Source organism: Cellulomonas xiejunii, assembly GCF_024508315.1.
Lineage (GTDB): Bacteria > Actinomycetota > Actinomycetes > Actinomycetales > Cellulomonadaceae > Cellulomonas > Cellulomonas xiejunii.
In genome coordinates, this window is the sequence record NZ_CP101987.1 from 3,778,612 (window position 1) to 3,795,234 (window position 16,623).

Here is a 16,623-nt window from a genome sequence, read left to right on the forward strand (position 1 = left end):
CCCTCGCCGGCGCCGGACCCGCGCACGACCGCTGCTGCTGGCCGCCGTGATGGCAGTCGGCGCGTGGTTCGCACTGGGCCAGCCGACCTCACTGACCGACGTCGACCGCCCGGGCACCTCCGACGGAGACATCGGCAGCGTCTCCGCCGGGTCACCCACCCCCGACCTCGTCACCCCGCCCGCCGACGCCGAGGGGCCGTTCCCTGTCGTGCGGGTCGTCGACGGTGACACGTTGATCGTGGCTCGCCCCGAGGGCGAGACACGCGTACGGGTGATCGGCATCGACACCCCGGAGTCCGTCGCCCCGGACCAGCCCGTCGAGTGCTTCGGTCCCGAGGCGGCCCAGCGCGCGGAGCAGCTGCTCGCCGGCACGTCGGTCATGCTGCGCGGCGACCCGACGCAGGACCGTGTCGACCGGTACGGCCGCGAGCTCGACTACGTCTGGCTGCCCGACGGGCGCCTGTTCAACCACGTCATGCTCACCGAGGGTTACGCACTCGAGTACACGTTCGCCGCTCCCTACGCCTACCAGTCCGACTTCCGCGACGCCGAGCAGCTGGCGGCTCAGGGCGCGGCGGGGCTGTGGTCCCCGACCACGTGTGGTGGAGACGTCGCCGCCTGAACCGGCCCGTGGGCCTGACGCCACGAGGGACACACGTCAGACCGCGCGCATCGCGATTCCGGTATCGGCCGAGCTCCACGCCTGCCCGCTCGAACGGGCATCACGCGCAAGCGCACCCGCCCCCTCAGCCAACGCCTGATCGAGCACGGTCAGCACCAGAGAGACGTTCCCCAACGCGTCCTGGACGAGGCCCGACCCGAGCGCCTGACCGGTGGCGGCGCACTCCGCACCCACGAGCCCGGCATGAGCCTCAACCGCGCTGGCGAACGTCGCGACAGCGGCGTCGTCGACCCTCAGATCAGCCACGACCTCGCCCTTCTACGTCAGGCGGATCCGTCACGTGGGCACCGCTCGCCTGCGAAGGTCGGACTCGGGTGACGATCTCTGCCGGTCTCACGGCGCCACCGAAGGGTCGCTCGGGGCCGGCGGCACGACGTCATCCCGCCCCTTCTTCGACAACGTCTCGAGATCCGGCGGGGGATCGAAGGTCGCTCGCGGGATCGGCACCCCGTCGCAGTAGTCCGGCGTCAGTTCGGCCCCGTCCGGGAGAACGAACTGTTCGGGGGGCCGCTCGGCACCCACGATGCGACGCTGACCGTCGCCAGTGAGCTCCACGAAGTAGATCAACGGGGTGGGCCACCGACTGCCATCGGCCGGCTCGCGTGGCAACGTGTCGTAATCGTCGATACAGGCTGCGACACGAGCGGACGTCCCCCCCTCTTCCACCTCGACCGCCAACGGCGCGAAGGGAAGTGGCCCGAGGTAGACCTTGGCGTTGCCGCGCAGGAGCTCCCCCTGAGCCCTTGTCACGAACTGGTCAACCTCCGTTGGCCTCCACGTGCGGGTCAGATCCGGGTCAGAGAAGTCAGCGGCGTTCGCCGCCAACCCGAATGCAAGATGTCCGGCACGGATGGTGCTCACCCATGGGTCCGATTCGAGGGGCCCATCGGGTTCAGCGCCGTTCCACACGAGGTCCGGGGCCACCGCAGGTGGCTCTTCTGCCGCACACGACGCCAGGCTGACGGTGACGACTGCGGCCATCATCAAGACCACGGGTCGGGTGACCTCCGGCACGACCCGGCCGAGCTCGTGCGGCTCGTGCATCAACTCTCCGTCCCAGCGGCGACCCTGATGGCTTCTTGTCCCTGTTCGACGACATTGACCCGCATAGCGGTAGACGTGCTCTTGTAGGTCGCGACGTAGCGCTGCGCGTGCGCGGCGGTGTGGTTCTCCACCACGGAGTCGGCCCGCACCCTCGGCTGGTCCCACAGGCCCGCCTCTCCGTAGACGCGCACGACGTCCGTGAAGTAGTCGCTCATCTCGGTCCCACTGCGGCGTCCCACGAGTTCGGGCACCACACCGTCCGGAGTGAGTTGAGCCATCGCCAGGTTCTCCAGGTAGTCAGCGGCAGCGTCTAGCCCGGTGGCGACAATCGGGTTGGGCACGAGCGCGAGCGCCGTGTCGACAGGCACGCGCACCAGTCCCAGGGCGTCACGCACCTGGTCGGAGGCTCTCTGAAGCTCCGCCTCCGTCGCGCCGGTGATCGCGCCGTCCGCGACACGCTCCAGCACCCCAAGATCCACGCGCACCCCTTGCAACAACCGGACGAAACCGGGCACACCGTACCGATCTCGCCCGGTCCCGCGAACAGGCCATCCACAGGCGCCGCCCGCGCCCCACACCCGGACACCACCACGCACCGACACGAGCAACACCCCCACTCACGAGTTGTTTACTGTTACAGTGAACAACTATGGAGCCGTCATCCCGCGCCCGCGACGCGCTCCTCCGCGCCCTCCGCGCCTCCGGGGCCCGAGGAGTCGACGTCCACTCCACACCCGCAGGCGTCGACCTCCGCCACCACCACACGACCCACCGGCTCCACCCCGTCTGGGCCGGCGAGGGGTTCCCCGCGGACGTTCGCCTGGCCTTGAGCACCATGGCCGACGGGGCCTCCGACGCCACCCCGGTGATCGTCGCCCGCCGGCTCTCCCCCGGCAGCCGCGCCCTCCTGGCGGAGCGCGGCATCTCCTGGGCAGACGACGCGGGAGGGCTCGACCTGGCAGCCGGCCCGGTCCTCATCCGTATCCCGACACCGGCCGCCCCACCGGAGACGACACCGGTCCGGTTCACCGCAGCTGCCGGCGCGGTCGCCGAGCACCTCCTCCAGCGGGCCGCGACCGGCGAGACGCTCGTCCCCCCGGTGGCCGACCTGGCCGCGGCGGTCGGTGCGTCGCCCGGAGCCGCCTCGCGAGCCCTCACCTACTTCGACACCCAGGGGTGGACAGCACCGACCGGTCCGCGACGCGGGCCGACGTCCCGCCGTGACATCGTCGAGCGCGGTGCGATGCTCGACGGGTGGGCGACCTGGTACGCGTCCCGGCAGGACGACGTCGTCGCAGCCCATGCGCTGTTCCGTGACCCCGACACCTGGCTCGCCGACGTGCTCGCACCGGCCTGGCCGCGCGGCGCCTGGGCAGTGACGGGGCTGGTCGCACTGCAGCGTCGCGCCCCGCTCACGACGGCGACCAACCCTGTGGACCTGTACCTCGACGGCGGGGCGTTCGACCACGATCTCCGCGACCTGCTGGCCGCAGCCGAGCTCACACCGACGGACACCGGGGTGCGGGTCCGCGTCGTGCGCGCCGACCGGTACACGGTCCCCCTGCTGGGCCCGGCAGCAGGGGGCGCGTCGGACGACGACGTGCCGCTGGTGAGCGACGTCCGTCTCTACGGCGACCTGCTGCGCCGCGGCGGCGTGCGCGCCGACGAGTACGCGACGTACCTGCGCGAGCAGCGGATCGGCTTCTGATGCGCACACGCCGCACCCGCGCCATCGCCGAGGCCGCCCTGGCCAGCCTGGTCGCGCAGCTCGACGGCCGGACCGACGGGCTCGTCGTGGTCGGCGGCCTCAACCCGGAGCTCCTCGCCCCGGTGCCGGAGGCCCCGCACCAGGGCACGGCCGACATCGACCTCGTCGTGCAGCTCGGGTTCGTCTACGACAGGGACGAGCTGGACCTCGGCTGGCTCGAGGCCGCGCTCGACGCGACGGGCTTCGTGCCCGTGGGCGAGTCCCGGGCCTGGCAGTGGGTGATGACGCTCGAGGACACCCCCGTGCGCATCGACCTGCTCACCGACGTGCTCGACCACCGCGGGCAGCAGCTCACCGTGCCGGGCTGCACCCGCATGACCGTCCAGAACGTCGCCGGCCCCGCGCCGGCGCTGCGCGACCCCGTGATCCGGCGGTTGGCCGTCCCGTCCGGCGACCTCACGACCTGGGTCGACGTGCCGTTCGCCAACCTCGGCGGGTACCTGCTCGCCAAGGCTGCGGCCGTGCTCGGACGTCGTGCCGACCGCGACCCGTACGACTTGGCGTTCGTCGTCCAGCACAACACCGCAGGGGGCCCTCGCGCTGCCGCACGTGCCGCGCGAGCGGCGCTGCCAGCCGGCCGGGAGCAGGAGTTCGACGGTGTCCTGCGGGCCGCGCTCGCCCAGCTCACCGACCCTCGCGGACGTGCCGCCCGGCTCTACGCCACGCAACGCGTCGCCGACGGCGATCCGTTGCCCGCCGATGTGCTGGCCGCCGACGCGGCAGCCGCGGCACGGCAGTGCCTCGCCGAGCTCGATCTGTCACCGACGACGCCGCCCCGCCCTCTGGCCGGTTGACCCACCCCCTCAGTCCAGCGGCGCCGACCACCGCAGCAGCGCCCCGCGCCCCGACGCGGGCCGCAGCAGCGCGAACGACCCACCCGACTCCTCGGCGCGCTGCGCGAGGTTCCGCGTGCCCGACGAGCGCGTGCGCGCCGGTGGCACGCCGACCCCGTCGTCCTCGACCTCGACGACCACCTGCCCGGCCTCGCCGGTCGTCACGGACAGCCGCACGGACACCGCGTGCGAGCGCGCGTGGCGCGCCACGTTCGACAACCCCTCCCGCACGACCGCGACGACGTTGTTGGCGCGGCCGGGTGCGACGACCTCGTCGATGCCGCCGGTCACCACCCGGTCCCCGGCGATGGGGTCCACGGACACGCCGTCGACGTGGACTCCGTGGCCCGCCGCAACACGGGACACCCCCGTCAGACCGCGCGCATCGCGATGCCGGTGTCGGCCGACCTCCACGCCTGCCCGCTCGAGCGCGCATCACGCGCCAGCGCACCCGCCCCCTCAGCCAACGCCTGGTCGAGCACGGTCAGCACCAGGGAGACGTTCCCCAACGCGTCCTGGACGACGCCCGATCCCAGCACCTGACCGGTGGCGGTGCACTCGGCGCCCACGAGCCCGGCGTGGGCGTGGACTGCGGCGGCGAACGACGCCACGGCAGCGTCGTCGACCATCAGGTCAACCACGAGCGCCCTCTTCGCCAGGAGGTGCGTCGGTCACCTGAACGCCTCGACCGAGAGCCTCGGACTCTGACGACCTCCGACTCATGAGGTAGCCGACGGGCTGGGCGAGGGAGGCGGGACGACGTCCCCACGGTCCTTCTCCCCCAACGCCGCCAGGTCCGGGACGGGCTCGAACACGGCCCGGTGGATTGGCACGGTGTCGCAGTACTCCGCCGTCAACTCGGTGCCATCCGCGAGCCGGAAGGGCTCAGGAGGCGGCCCGACGGCCCTCACTCGTCGGAGACCGTCGTCCATCAGATCGACCCAGAAGACAACGGCGTTTGGCCATCGGTTGCCGTCGTACTGGGAGGGCAGGATCTCCTGGTTGTCGATACACGCGGCCACCTCAGCGCTCTTCCCGTCATCAGCGACCCGGACCTCTACCGGTGCGAAGGGAAGGGGCCCTGTGTAGACCTTCGGCGTCCCGTACAAGAGGTCCCCTCGGACCGCGCCTGCGAAGTCGGCGACGCGGAAGTACGTCCAGGAATTGAGCAACTCGGGGCGCGAGAAGTCCGCGACGTTCGACGCCAGAGCGAATTCTGTCTCGGCCACCCGCGCTGCTCGAACCCAGGGGTCCGATTCGAGAGGCCCCCCCGGCTCCCCGTCCACCCACACGAGAACTGGATCGGGCACGGGCTCGGAGTCAGCGCACGCTGTCACCGTCACGGCCGTGAGCACCGCAGCGATGACCAGACCGAGCGGGCGTGGCGATCTGCGGACAGCGGATCTCGCCAGCGGACCCGCATTTCCTACCATCATGCTCCCTCACCGCTTCTCCCACCGGACTCTGAGCTCGACTCCTGCAAAGCGGAATGCACTGCGAGCGAGACGTCCTGGTACATCTGGACGTACTCGAGCCCCTCAGCGCCGGCCAACTCCTCGGCAGAGTCCGAGCGCAGAGCGGGCTGGTCCCACAACCCCGCATCCCGGTATGTCTGCACCGCATCCGTGAAGAACAGCGAGATCGGGTCAGCACCGGCCGAGCGGACCGACGCAGGCTCTGGCTGCCCCGGCGTCCAGTGCTCGACAGCGAGCTTCTCCAGGTAGTCGACCGCTGCATCGAGACCGATGGCGACGATGGGGTTCGGGACGAATGCGAGTGCGACATCGACGGGTACCCGCGCGAGACCGAGCGACACGCGGACCTCGTCCGAGACTCGCTGCAGCTCCGCCTGCGTCGCTCCGTTGACTGCGCCATCGGCGACCGCCCAGACGACGGCGAGCCGCTCGAGGACCCGGTCCACCGACGCCGTACCGTCCGCTGCGAGCGCCAGCGCATCCACCTCGTAGCCGAGAAGCGCTCTCTGAACGGCGAGTCGCCCCTCAGGCTCGCTCGTCGCCGCCGCGAGGATACGGACGAGCTCAACGCGCGTCACTGTCGCTGCGACCGCCTTGTCCGGATCGAACGGGGTAGGAACGAGCTCCCAGGCGGCCCGGTCGTTTATCGGTCCGCGCATGCCGCCGACCTCCACGAGCGTCACGATCTGGGAGGCGACGACTTGGGCAAGGCGCAGCGACGCCGGGGGGCTGATGTTCTCGGTGAGCAGGAGAGCTGCGTTGCGTGAGAACCGGGCGAAGATTGCGTCATTGAGAGCTGCTCTCTGCCACACCTCCTGAGGTGAACCCATGGCGGATTGCACCCCTAGCCACAACGTCGCCACGCCGGCGAACCCGTCGGAGATACCCAGAGGCCAGGCGCGTTCCTCGAACCAGTAGTCCACGCGTGCGCGGTCGTACACGGCGGCGTCGTTCGACCAGTCCACATCGACGCCCGTGAGCCAGTCGCGCGCGACCTGCGGGTACGCGCCGAGCGTGGCCAGCACGCCCGCGGCAGGATCGAGCACCGCTCGCGGGTCACTCCCCGGCACAGCCGCGGACGCCAGCCAGTACCCCGGCTGGTCCCCGCCCGGCGGGAGCCGCCCGTGCTCCCGCTCCCACCCGTCGATCCGATCGGCCACTGCGACCGTGAGCGCCGCACTCATCAGCGCGCGGTCCGGGTCGGCGAACAGGTACCCGACGACGCTCGCGCCGTCGAAGAACACCATCTGGCGGAACATCTCGTCAGCGAAGGACTCCACCTGAGCCTTCGACCACCCGCGTGACCCGACCGCGAGCCCGGCGCGCACCTGTGTTCCCAGAGCGGAGAGCGTGTTGGGGTGGTGATGTTGGGCGAACGGCACGGCATTGCCCAGTGCGGTCAGGAGTCGCATCGTCCGTTCGCCGCCCATCGCCGCGAAGACCGCCGCCATGACGCCCGTGTCCGAGCCCCACGCATCCAGGAAACTCGTCAGCTCGTCGACCGCGACCTCGTCCGCGGCGCTCGAGAACCATCGCGCCAGCAGAGACCGCTCCTCCGAGGTCATCGTCCCCGCAGCCACTGACGCCAACGCCTGCGCCAACGGCACGTCGACGATCGCGTCGACCCCCGTCCCCGGCGCGTACGCGCCCATCACCTCGACCCCGACGAGCCGTGCGGCGGTCTGCCGGTCCAGGTCCTCACGTTCGTCGCAGCACGCCGCGAACGCCCGCAACCCCTCTGCTGCGTCGCGCACCGCCGACCGCCAGACCCCCAGCTCGGCAGCAGCCTGCGGCACGGCCGCGAACGCCGGCGCATCCGTCCACGACCACGGCACCGTCACCACGCCACCGGCAAGCGCCGCCGCGTACCGCTCCCTCGCCGCCACCGCGCGGACCCGCGCCGTCTCCACCTCGTGCCGGGCGGTCATCACCCGACGCTCCAACCCTCGCAATGCAGCGCCGTACCCGGCCAGCACCTCGGCCACCTGCCGGCACCCGCCGGCGGCATCGTCCAGCCCGGACGCCAGCCGCACCGACCGCTCCCCCAACGCCGACGCCCACTCCCCGACAGACGCCGAGACCAACCCGTCCCCGGCAGACCGCATACTCACCGCCCGGGTCGCGAACCGCTCCGCGCGCGCGACGTAGCCGGCGACCAACCCGTCGACGGCCTCGACGTCACCGGCCTCCGGCGTGCGCTCCAGCACCGCGAGATCCACGCGCACCCCCTTGGCCAGCACCGGACGAACCGGGCACACCGTAGCGATCGGGAGCGGTCCGTCGCCCGGGTCGTCCACAGGGCCTCACCCGGGCGCGACGGACCACCCACGGCGCTTGCGGGCGCGCCCGGGCACCATCGAGCAGCTCACGGCACCCTCGACCACACAGCGGCACCCACCTTCAGTCCAGCGGCGCCGACCACCGCAGCAGCGCCCCGCGCCCGGACGCGGGCCGCAGCAGCGCGAACGACCCACCCGACTCCTCGGCGCGCTGCGCGAGGTTCCGCGTGCCCGACGAGCGCGTGCGCGCCGGTGGCACGCCGACCCCGTCGTCCTCGACCTCGACGACCACCTGCCCGGGGTCCCCGGTGGTCACGGACAGCCGCACGGACACCGCGTGCGAGCGCGCGTGGCGCGCGACGTTCGACAGCCCTTCCCGCACGACCGCGACGACGTTGTTGGCGCGGCCTGGCGCGACGACCTCGTCGATGCCGCCGGTCACCACCCGGTCCCCGGCGATGGGGTCCACGGACACGCCGTCGACGTGGACGCTGAGGTGCGGGGCGAAGCCGAGGGACGAGCGTGCGAGCTCGACCTCGGCGACGACGCGCTCGACGAGCGGGATGGTGGCGCCGGGGTCGTCGAGGGTCCGCACGATGACGCGGATCTGCCGGATGCCGGCGTCGACGTGCCCGACGACCTGCTCCAGCACCTGTGCCGCCTCCGCCGAGACGGGCCCCGACGGGTCGGTGCGCAGCGCCTCGACCTGCATCCCGGCGGCGAAGAGCTGCTGGATGGCGAGGTCGTGCAGGTCCCGCGCGATGCGCGTGCGCTCGTCGCGCACGGCGGCGTGACCGCGCAGCCGCTGCGCCTCACCCAGCACGAACGCGAGGGCGGCCTGCCGCGCGAAGGACTGCGCGAGGTGGAGGTCCTCCTCGGTGAAGGGCGCGGCGCCCGCTCGCCGCAGGAGCACGAGCACCCCCATCCCCTCGCCGTGGGCGTGCAGGGGCGCGAAGAGCGACGGCCCGTACCCGACGAGCGCCGGGGAGTCCACGGTGTCGGCGACGAGGCACCCGGTGCCGTCGTCGAAGGCGGCGCGCACGCGCCCCTCGGTGCTCATGTCCGCTCCCAGCAGGGACCTGCCCGCGGGGGTGACGATCTCCACGAGCAGCTCGTCGTCGGCTCCCGGCAGGACGATCGCGGCGACGTCGGCGTCGGCGACCTGCGCCGCGGCGGCGGCGACGCGCTCGAGGACGTCCTCGGCGTCGGCGCCCTCGAGCAGCATGGTGGCGATCTCCTGCGCGGCGGTCAGCCACTGGTGGCGGCGGACCTCCAGCGCGTACGACTGGGAGTTGCGCACGGCCACGGCGGCAGCGGCGGCCAGCGACAGGACGACCGCCTCGTCGTCCGGGCCGAACCCGCCCTCCTTCTCCGAGAGGTACAGGGTCCCGAAGCGTTCGCCGCGCACGCGCACGGCGGCGCCGAGGAACGAGCCCATCGGCGGGTGCCCCGGCGGCAGACCGCGGAAGGCGGGGTGCTGGGTGAGGTCGTCGAGCCGCAGGACGCCCTCGTCGGGGATCACGCCCAGCACGCCCCACGCGTGCGGCGGGTGCCCGAGCAGGCCGACGACGGAGTCGGTGATGCCGCTCTGCACGAACTCGACGGACGCCCCGTTCGCGTCGACGATGTTGATCGCGCCGTACCGCGCGCCGGTCAGGCCGGTGCTCGCGGCGACGAACCGCTCCAGCAGGCTGCGGGCGTCGAGGTCACCCGCCATGTCGAGGATCGCCGAGAGCAGCGCTGACGCGACGTCGTCCTGCGGTCGGGAGCCGGCAGCTGCCTGCCTCACGGACACCTCCTGGTGCGGCACGCGCCTCAGGATAGGGAGTCGCGGGACCAGGGTCCCCATCCGGGGTGGTGCCGACGCCGTCCCGCGCAACCTCGCCCACGCCAGGAGCGGACGGGTGCCGACATCGGCTCTGGCGCAGACCCGAAGGCGGGGGTCACCCGATAAGTACCACTTCTCCCCATCTGTGGATAAACCTGTGCTTAAAGGGTGAATACGTACCCGCCGCGGCACGGCGTCAGGCCCGACAGATCACGCCAGCAGGCCGAGCAGTGCGCGCCGCCCCCGGGTCGTCGACCGACCCGGGGGCACGCGATGTGTCATCGTCCTGCTCTCGACCCCCGCGGCGAGAAGGCGTAGGAGGCCGAGATCAGGACCGTCACGACGACCGCCGGCCAGATCGAGCCACCCCTGCCCAGGGTGTCTGCCGCGCACACCGCGAGAGCGGCCAGTCCGCACAGCGCTGCGGCCGTACGCCAGGCCCACGTCCGTGAGCGGACCGCCTTCTGGGCCAGGGCCGCGCAGACGAGCCCCGCGACAGCAGCGAAGAGCATCACGACATCCTCCTCATCACCGGCAGTACCTGCCGGCCTCAGACCCGCCATAGGCTGCCAGACGTTTCCGACCACACCGTGCCCGTAGTGGACGAACTTCAGGCACGTGCCCGTGGAATGGATCCAGCCGGCGTACGCCAGGCCCCGGGTCCCGTTCCCGCACCGAGGTGCGCCGACCCTCTCGTCAGACGTCGATCACCCGGTGGTCCGGCTTGTCGCCATCGGTGGACAACCCTGTGGCCGACGGTGAGGGTCGGGCCCCCTCACGCAGCACGGCGTGCGCGAGCAGCGTCGCCCCGGCGACCGCTGCGGGCATCGTCACCACGGCCCCTCCCGGCACCAGGAAGCACAGCTGCGTCGCCGCCCCGAACCCGATCGCCCGGCGCCGGTGCGCCCGCAGCAGCCGGTTGCGCTCGCGCCGCGGCACGCCGCGGGACACGAGTGCGCGGGACGTCAGCTCGTGCGCCAGCACCCACCCGGTGAGCACGAGCCCGCCGACCCACCCGAGCGCGGTCCCGACGACCGGCACGATCCCCACGACCCCGGCGAGCACCGCGACGACGAGCCCGCGTCCCATGAGCGCGAGCCCGTCCTCCGCGCCGCGCCAGAACCCGGTGTCACCGGTCGGCACCGCTCCGGTCTCGGTCGCCTCCACGGCCCGCCAGATCCGGTCGTAGAACGGCTCGCCGACGGTGAGGGTCAGCGCGGTGAACGTGACGACGACGAGGACGACCGCACCCGCGAGCACCACCGCCTGCGCGGCGACCTCGGCGGTCCGCTCCCACGTGGGCGACCAGTCGTCGGCGAACGGCGTGAGCCACTCCGCGACGGTCGCGAGGTGCATGACGAGCAGGACGATCGCAGTGAGCACGACGAGGCCGACCACCGCCGCCGGCACCAGACCCAGCGCCATGACACGCGGCTGCCGCCGCCAGTACCCCCACCCGCGCAGCAGCAGCCGGGCACCGTCGAGCACCTCACGCATCGCGCACCTCACGCATGGTGTCGCAGCGTAGGCCCCTCACCCCTCCGCGGTCCCCCGCGCCACCGCCGACGCCCGCGACGACTTGCGCGTCACCAGGTGCAGCAGGACCCCCACGACCATCAGCACCCCGGCGAGCGCCCAGTGCTGCGGCTCCTGCCGCGTGAGCAGGACGAGGCAGGAGATCACGGCGAGCACGGGCACGAACGTCGGCGCCCGGAAGTGCGCGTGCTCCACGTGGTCGCGCCGCAGCACGAGCACCGCGATGTTCGTCGACAGGAACACGAACAGCAGCAGCAGGACGACGGTCGACGCGAGGTCCACGAGCTCGCCCGTGACGGCCAGCAGGATCGCGACGAGCGTCGTGACGACGATCGCGATGCCGGGCGTGCGGCGCTTGGACAGCACGCGCGCGAGCGGACCGGGCAGCAGCCCGCGCTCGGCCATGCCGTACGAGAGGCGGCTCGCCATGATCATGGTCAGCAGCGCGCCGTTGGCCACGGCGATGAGTGCGACGACGGCGAACACCCCCGGCGGGACGAGACCCGCGACCCGCACCACCTCGAGCAGCGGGCCCGTGGACTCCGCGAGGCGGTCCGGCGCGACGACGGCCGGCGCGACGAACCCCAGCAGCAGGTACACGACGCCCGCGGTGAGCAGCGACCCGAACAGCGCGCGGGGGTAGACGCGCGAGACGTCCGTGATCTCCTCGGCCAGGTTCGCCGACGTCTCGAACCCGACGAACGAGTAGTACGCGATGAGCGCGGAGGCGAGCACCGCGGTGGCCACGCCGGTCTCGGCGGGCGGCGCGAACGCCCCGCTCAGGTCGGCGTCGCCGCGGCCGATGACCCAGGCGCCCAGCAGGATGACGACGACGAGGCCGGTGGTCTCGATCAGGGTCATGACGATGTTGGCGCGCAGCGACTCCTTGATGCCCCACGCGTTGATCAGCGCGACGAGCACGAGGAACACCACGGCCGCGGGCACCTGCGGGACGTCGACGAACGCGGTGAGGTACTCCCCGGTGAACGCGAGCGACAGCCCCGCGGCGCTGACGACACCCGCGGAGAGCATGCAGAACCCGACGAGGAACGCGACGAGCGGGCTGCGGTACGCCTTCTCCGCGAAGACCGCGGACCCGCCGGCCTTCGGGTACTTGGTGACGAGCTCGGCGTAGGAGAACGCGGTGAGCAGCGCCATGACCAGCGCGATCCCGAACGCGAGCCACACCAGCCCGCCCGCCTCGCCGGCCATCTCGCCGATCAGCGCGTACACCCCGGCGCCCAGCACGTCCCCGAGGATGAACAGGAACAGCAGGGGGCCCGTGATCGCCCGGCGCAGCGTGGGAGCGCCTGTGGTCGTCTCGTCCGTCGTGTCGCCGGTCACGCGCCCGATTCTGCGGCAGCCCCTCCGGTCGCGCGCGTCGAGCGCCGCCGCAGAACCTGCGACACGGCGTAGATCCCCACCACCACCGCCACGAGCCCGGCCGTCGCGGCGAGCTGCGCGCGCGCCGCGTCGTCGGTCAGCATCAGCACGACGACCCCGCCCAGCGCCGCCAGCGTCGCCCACGTCAGCCACGGGTAGCCCCACATGCGCAGCGGCAGCCCCTCGGGGCCTGCGGCGGCGACCAGCCGGGGCCGCAGCCGCAGCTGCGACACGGCGACCAGCACCCACACCACCAGCAGCGACGATCCCGCGGCGTTCAGCAGGATGCCGAGCAGCGCGTCGGGCAGCAGCCAGTTCAGCGCGACGGCGACGAGCCCGAGGACGACCGACACCAGCACGGCGACCCACGGCACGTCGCGCCCCGACACCCGGCGCAGCACGCGCGGACCGTCGCCGCGCCCGGCCAGGGAGAAGGCCATGCGGGACGTCGCGTAGATGTTGGCGTTGAACGCGGACAGCAGCGCCAGGACGACGACGACCTCCATGAGCCGCGCCGCGCCCGGCAGCCCGGCCAGCTCCAGGACGGCGACGAACGGCCCGTCGACGAGCTGCGGGGCGTCCCACGGCAGCACGAGCACCATGACGGCGACGGCCCCGACGTAGAACAGCAGGATGCGCCACACGATCGACCGGGTGGCGCGCGCGACGGCCCGCTGCGGGTCGCGCGCCTCGGCCGACGCGATGGTGACGATCTCGATGCCCCCGAACGCGAAGACCACGACGAGCAGCCCGGCGGCGATCCCGCCCAGTCCCGTCGGCGCGAAGCCGCCGTGCCCCAGCAGGTTCGACGTCCCGACGGGCTCGGTCCCGGGCAGCCACCCGAAGGCCAGCGCGACGCCGACGACGAGGAACCCGACGATCGCGACGACCTTGATGAGCGCGAACCAGAACTCGAACTCGCCGAACTGCCGTACCCCGACGAGGTTGACGACCGCGAACACCGCGACGGCCGCGAGCGCGACGCCCCACTGCGGCACCCCCGGCAGCCACCCGGTGACGATCCGCGCGACCCCGGTGATCTCCACGCCGAGCACCATGATGAGCGTGAACCAGTAGACCCACCCGAGGGTGAACCCGGCCCAGCGGCCCAGCGCACGCTCGGCGTAGACGGAGAACGAGCCGCTCGCCGGCACGGCCGCGGCCATCTCGGCCAGCATCCGCATGACGAGCACGACGAGCAGCCCCGCGACGGCGTACGACACGAGCACGGCCGGCCCGGCCACCGCGATCCCGACGCCGCTGCCGAGGAAGAGCCCCGCGCCGATCGCCGACCCCAGGCCCATCATCGTCAGGTGCCGCGCCCGCAGGCCGTGCCCGAGGGCGGCGGCGGGGGCGGCGACGGACGGCGCGGCAGGGGCGACGACGGAGGGCGCGGCGGGTGCACCGACGGGACCCGCGGCGTCGGGTCGTGGAGACATGACGGGGCCTGGCTTCTCTCGCGTGGGTGACGCGGCCGTCCGGCCGCGTCCCCCACGGTAGCCCCGTGGGCGGGGCTCCCCGTCAGCCGGCGCTGCGCTGCGCCTCGACGAGCCACGTGCGCGCGACGTCGTTCTACCGCTGGGCCCCCGGTGCGCCCGTCCCGGCCTCGACCCGTCGAGGCTCGGGCACGGCCGGCGGCGGGACGGGGCCGCGCGGTGCGAGCGGCGAGGGCTCGACCCGCAGCACGCGCGCCGCCCACACCGGCAGCCACCAGTTCCAGCGGCCCATCATGACGACGGTCGCGGGCACGAGCACCGAACGCACGACCGTCGCGTCCAGCAGGATGCCGAGCGCGATGCCGGAGGCGAAGATCGCGACGTCGAGCTCCCCGCCGGACGCCATGGACGCGAACGAGAAGAACAGGATGAGCGCCGCGTACGTCACGAGGCGCCCCGTCCGGGCCACACCGCGCACCACGGCCAGGCGCGTGTCGCTGGTGCGGTCGTACTCCTCGCGGACGCGGGACAGGATGAACACCTCGTAGTCCATCGTCAGACCGAAGAGGAACGCGAACAGCGTCACGGGCACGAACGTGCCGATCGCGCCGTCCGCCTGGATGCCCAGCAGCTCCTGCGTGCCCCAGCCCCACTGCCACACGAGCACCATGGCGCCCAGCACGGCCGCGAACGACAGCAGGTTCATGACGATCGCCTTGAGCGGGAGCAGCAGCGAACGGAACGCGCGGGCCAGCAGGACGTAGCTGATGAGCGCGACGAGGCCGAGCATCCACAGGAACGTGGCGTACGTGACGTCCACGTAGCCGATCTGCTGGGTCGCGTTGCCGCCGACGAGGACGCCGTCGGGCACGGCGTCGACGACCGCGTCGAGGGTCGCGCGCCCGCCGGGCGTCCCGCTCTCCTCGACGGGCAGCACCGTGATCACGGCCGAGCCGTCGCGGCGCCACGCGTCGTCGTCGGGCGCGGCCACGCCGTGGACGCCGGGCAGCGCGCGCAGGTCGTCCGCGAGCGCGTCGGGGTCCGTACCCGCGGGCACGTACACGTCGAAGGACGTGAGCGTGCCGGTGGGCACCCCGGCGCCGGTGAGGGCGTCGAGGCCGTCCCGGCCCGGGCCCGCGGACGCGAGGTCGTCGGACGCGGGCACGTCGAGGTTGAGGTTGACCGCGACGCCGCCGAGCAGCACGAGCAGGGTGGTCGCGGCGATCGCCGCGGGCCAGCGCCGGTGGACGACCCCCTCGACCCAGCGGGTCCACTGGCGGCTGCCGTCGCGGTCGAGGCGGCTGGGGCGGACGGACGCGCCGTGCGTGCGGCGGCCCACCCACGACAGCACGAGCGGCAGCATCGTGACGGCCACGAGCGCGGACGTCGCGGTGACGATGGTGCCGCCGATGCCGAGGCTGCGCAGCAGCGGGATGGGCAGCACGACCATGGTCAGCAGGCCGATCGCGACGGCTCCGGAGGAGAACGCGACGGCGTGCCCGGCGGTGCGCATGGCCGCGTGGACGGCCTCGTCGCCGAGGGCGCCCCGGGCCCGTTCCTCGCGCCACCGCGCGACGACGAGCAGCGCGTAGTCGATCGCGATGCCGATGCCGAGCAGCGGCAGCATGATGACGGTCGTCTCGTGGACGGTGACGAGCGGGCTGACCAGCAGCAACCCGATGTACGAGATCGGGATCGCGGTGAACGCGGTGAGCAGCGGCACGAGCGCGAGCCACGAGCGGAACGCCCACGCGAGCACGACGAGCGCGGCGAGGACCGTGAGGGCGAGCTTGACGGGCACGTCGAGCCCGCCGGCGTCGGTCCCGGTGGCGAGCGGGTCGAGCCCCGTGACGTGCAGGGTCGCACCGGGCGGCAGCTCTGGGGTCATCGCGGCGACGATCACGTCGGTGAGCTGACCGCCCTCGCCGAGCGCGCTGCCGGGTAGCCCGCCCCGCTCGACCGGTCCGCCGAACACCAGGCCGAACGTGGTGCGGCCGTCGTCGCCGACGAACGCCGGGTCGCCGGTGTCGGCCCACGACACGACGCGCGCCCCGGCGGCGGTGCCCGCGGCGGCGAACGCGTCACCGAGCGCGTCGCGCACGCCCGGGTCGTCGACGTCGGTGCCGGGCGGCAGCGTCACGACGGGGACGAACGGGCGCTCGTACCCGCCGGTGCCGTACGTCTCGAGGACCTGCTGGTTGGCCTCGTAGGCGGGCAGGCCGGGGTACTGGTTCGCCTCGGTCATGTTCGGCAGGAGCAGCGCGATCGCACCGCCGCTGGCGAGGAACAGCAGCACGAGCACCAGGCGCACGGTGCGCCGGTGCCCCAGGACGTATCTCGAGAGTCTCTCCATGCGACC

16 protein-coding genes are annotated in these 16,623 nt (G+C 72.9%); 3 read left to right on the forward strand and 13 right to left on the reverse strand.

Features of this window, described 5'->3' with window-relative positions; all coding sequences use genetic code 11:
- The first annotated feature begins 49 nt into the window (after positions 1–49).
- Entirely contained in the window at positions 50–622 is a 573-nt protein-coding gene (locus tag NP048_RS17325) for a thermonuclease family protein (RefSeq protein WP_256769475.1), read from the forward strand.
- A gap of 36 nt (positions 623–658) precedes the next feature.
- Here NP048_RS17325 and NP048_RS17330 read toward each other — a convergent pair whose 3' ends face one another.
- From NP048_RS17330 to NP048_RS17340, 3 genes are all read right to left on the reverse strand, one after another.
- On the reverse strand, positions 659–928 hold the full coding sequence (locus tag NP048_RS17330) for an alpha-mannosidase (RefSeq protein ID WP_256769347.1): 270 nt from the start codon (positions 926–928) through the stop codon (positions 659–661).
- A gap of 87 nt (positions 929–1,015) precedes the next feature.
- Positions 1,016–1,726 carry a hypothetical protein gene (locus tag NP048_RS17335; protein ID WP_256769348.1) on the reverse strand — a complete coding sequence of 237 codons (711 nt, stop codon included), beginning with the start codon at positions 1,724–1,726 and terminating at the stop codon, positions 1,016–1,018.
- On the reverse strand, positions 1,726–2,241 hold the full coding sequence (locus NP048_RS17340; RefSeq protein ID WP_256769349.1) for a hypothetical protein: 516 nt from the start codon (positions 2,239–2,241) through the stop codon (positions 1,726–1,728). Before NP048_RS17340 ends, NP048_RS17335 begins: the two co-directional genes overlap by 1 nt.
- Positions 2,242–2,561: 320 nt before the next feature.
- Here NP048_RS17340 and NP048_RS17345 point away from each other — a divergent pair, with 320 nt between their 5' ends.
- Together NP048_RS17345 and NP048_RS17350 are read left to right on the forward strand one after the other, a co-directional pair.
- Positions 2,562–3,434, forward strand: coding sequence for a type IV toxin-antitoxin system AbiEi family antitoxin (locus NP048_RS17345; RefSeq protein ID WP_256769350.1), 873 nt, complete (start codon positions 2,562–2,564; stop codon positions 3,432–3,434).
- The gene (locus tag NP048_RS17350; protein ID WP_256769351.1) at positions 3,434–4,288 is read left to right on the forward strand and encodes a hypothetical protein; all 855 of its coding nucleotides are present in this window, start codon (positions 3,434–3,436) and stop codon (positions 4,286–4,288) included. Before NP048_RS17345 ends, NP048_RS17350 begins: the two co-directional genes overlap by 1 nt.
- Before the next feature lie 9 nt (positions 4,289–4,297).
- On the opposite strand, the gene NP048_RS17355 is transcribed toward NP048_RS17350, so the two are convergent.
- The 10 genes from NP048_RS17355 to NP048_RS17400 form a co-directional block, all read right to left on the reverse strand.
- On the reverse strand, positions 4,298–4,651 hold the full coding sequence (locus tag NP048_RS17355; protein WP_256769352.1) for an ATP-binding protein: 354 nt from the start codon (positions 4,649–4,651) through the stop codon (positions 4,298–4,300).
- Positions 4,652–4,698: 47 nt separating this feature from the next.
- A complete protein-coding gene (locus NP048_RS17360) occupies positions 4,699–4,968 on the reverse strand; it encodes an alpha-mannosidase (protein WP_256769353.1) in 270 nt (89 codons plus the stop codon).
- Positions 4,969–5,046: 78 nt separating this feature from the next.
- Positions 5,047–5,556, reverse strand: a complete 510-nt coding sequence (locus NP048_RS17365; protein WP_256769354.1) for a hypothetical protein — start codon at positions 5,554–5,556, stop codon at positions 5,047–5,049.
- Positions 5,557–5,759: 203 nt separating this feature from the next.
- Positions 5,760–7,835 carry a hypothetical protein gene (locus NP048_RS17370; RefSeq protein ID WP_256769355.1) on the reverse strand — a complete coding sequence of 692 codons (2,076 nt, stop codon included), beginning with the start codon at positions 7,833–7,835 and terminating at the stop codon, positions 5,760–5,762.
- A gap of 367 nt (positions 7,836–8,202) precedes the next feature.
- A complete protein-coding gene (locus NP048_RS17375; RefSeq protein WP_256769357.1) occupies positions 8,203–9,870 on the reverse strand; it encodes a sensor histidine kinase in 1,668 nt (555 codons plus the stop codon).
- Positions 9,871–10,187: 317 nt separating this feature from the next.
- The gene (locus tag NP048_RS17380; RefSeq protein ID WP_227578869.1) at positions 10,188–10,421 is read right to left on the reverse strand and encodes a hypothetical protein; all 234 of its coding nucleotides are present in this window, start codon (positions 10,419–10,421) and stop codon (positions 10,188–10,190) included.
- Positions 10,422–10,605: 184 nt separating this feature from the next.
- The gene (locus tag NP048_RS17385; RefSeq protein WP_227578868.1) at positions 10,606–11,406 is read right to left on the reverse strand and encodes an EI24 domain-containing protein; all 801 of its coding nucleotides are present in this window, start codon (positions 11,404–11,406) and stop codon (positions 10,606–10,608) included.
- Between the two features lie 36 nt (positions 11,407–11,442).
- The gene (locus NP048_RS17390) at positions 11,443–12,789 is read right to left on the reverse strand and encodes an APC family permease (protein WP_227578867.1); all 1,347 of its coding nucleotides are present in this window, start codon (positions 12,787–12,789) and stop codon (positions 11,443–11,445) included.
- Entirely contained in the window at positions 12,786–14,135 is a 1,350-nt protein-coding gene (locus tag NP048_RS17395; RefSeq protein WP_227578873.1) for an amino acid permease, read from the reverse strand. Before NP048_RS17395 ends, NP048_RS17390 begins: the two co-directional genes overlap by 4 nt.
- A gap of 265 nt (positions 14,136–14,400) precedes the next feature.
- Positions 14,401–16,617: an MMPL family transporter gene (locus tag NP048_RS17400; protein WP_227578866.1), complete on the reverse strand. Its 2,217-nt coding sequence runs from the start codon at positions 16,615–16,617 to the stop codon at positions 14,401–14,403.
- Between the last annotated feature and the right edge of the window lie 6 nt (positions 16,618–16,623).

Coding starts and splice junctions, on each gene's coding strand:
- NP048_RS17335 (WP_256769348.1), bottom strand. CDS start 1,726: ATGCACGAGCCGCACGAGCTCGGCCGGGTCGTGCCGGAGGTCACCCGA.
- NP048_RS17345 (WP_256769350.1), top strand. CDS start 2,562: ATGGCCGACGGGGCCTCCGACGCCACCCCGGTGATCGTCGCCCGCCGG.
- NP048_RS17380 (WP_227578869.1), bottom strand. CDS start 10,421: ATGCTCTTCGCTGCTGTCGCGGGGCTCGTCTGCGCGGCCCTGGCCCAG.
- NP048_RS17385 (WP_227578868.1), bottom strand. CDS start 11,406: ATGCGTGAGGTGCTCGACGGTGCCCGGCTGCTGCTGCGCGGGTGGGGG.
- NP048_RS17400 (WP_227578866.1), bottom strand. CDS start 16,617: ATGGAGAGACTCTCGAGATACGTCCTGGGGCACCGGCGCACCGTGCGC.
- NP048_RS17350 (WP_256769351.1), top strand. CDS start 3,434: ATGCGCACACGCCGCACCCGCGCCATCGCCGAGGCCGCCCTGGCCAGC.
- NP048_RS17325 (WP_256769475.1), top strand. CDS start 50: ATGGCAGTCGGCGCGTGGTTCGCACTGGGCCAGCCGACCTCACTGACC.
- NP048_RS17395 (WP_227578873.1), bottom strand. CDS start 14,135: ATGATGGGCCTGGGGTCGGCGATCGGCGCGGGGCTCTTCCTCGGCAGC.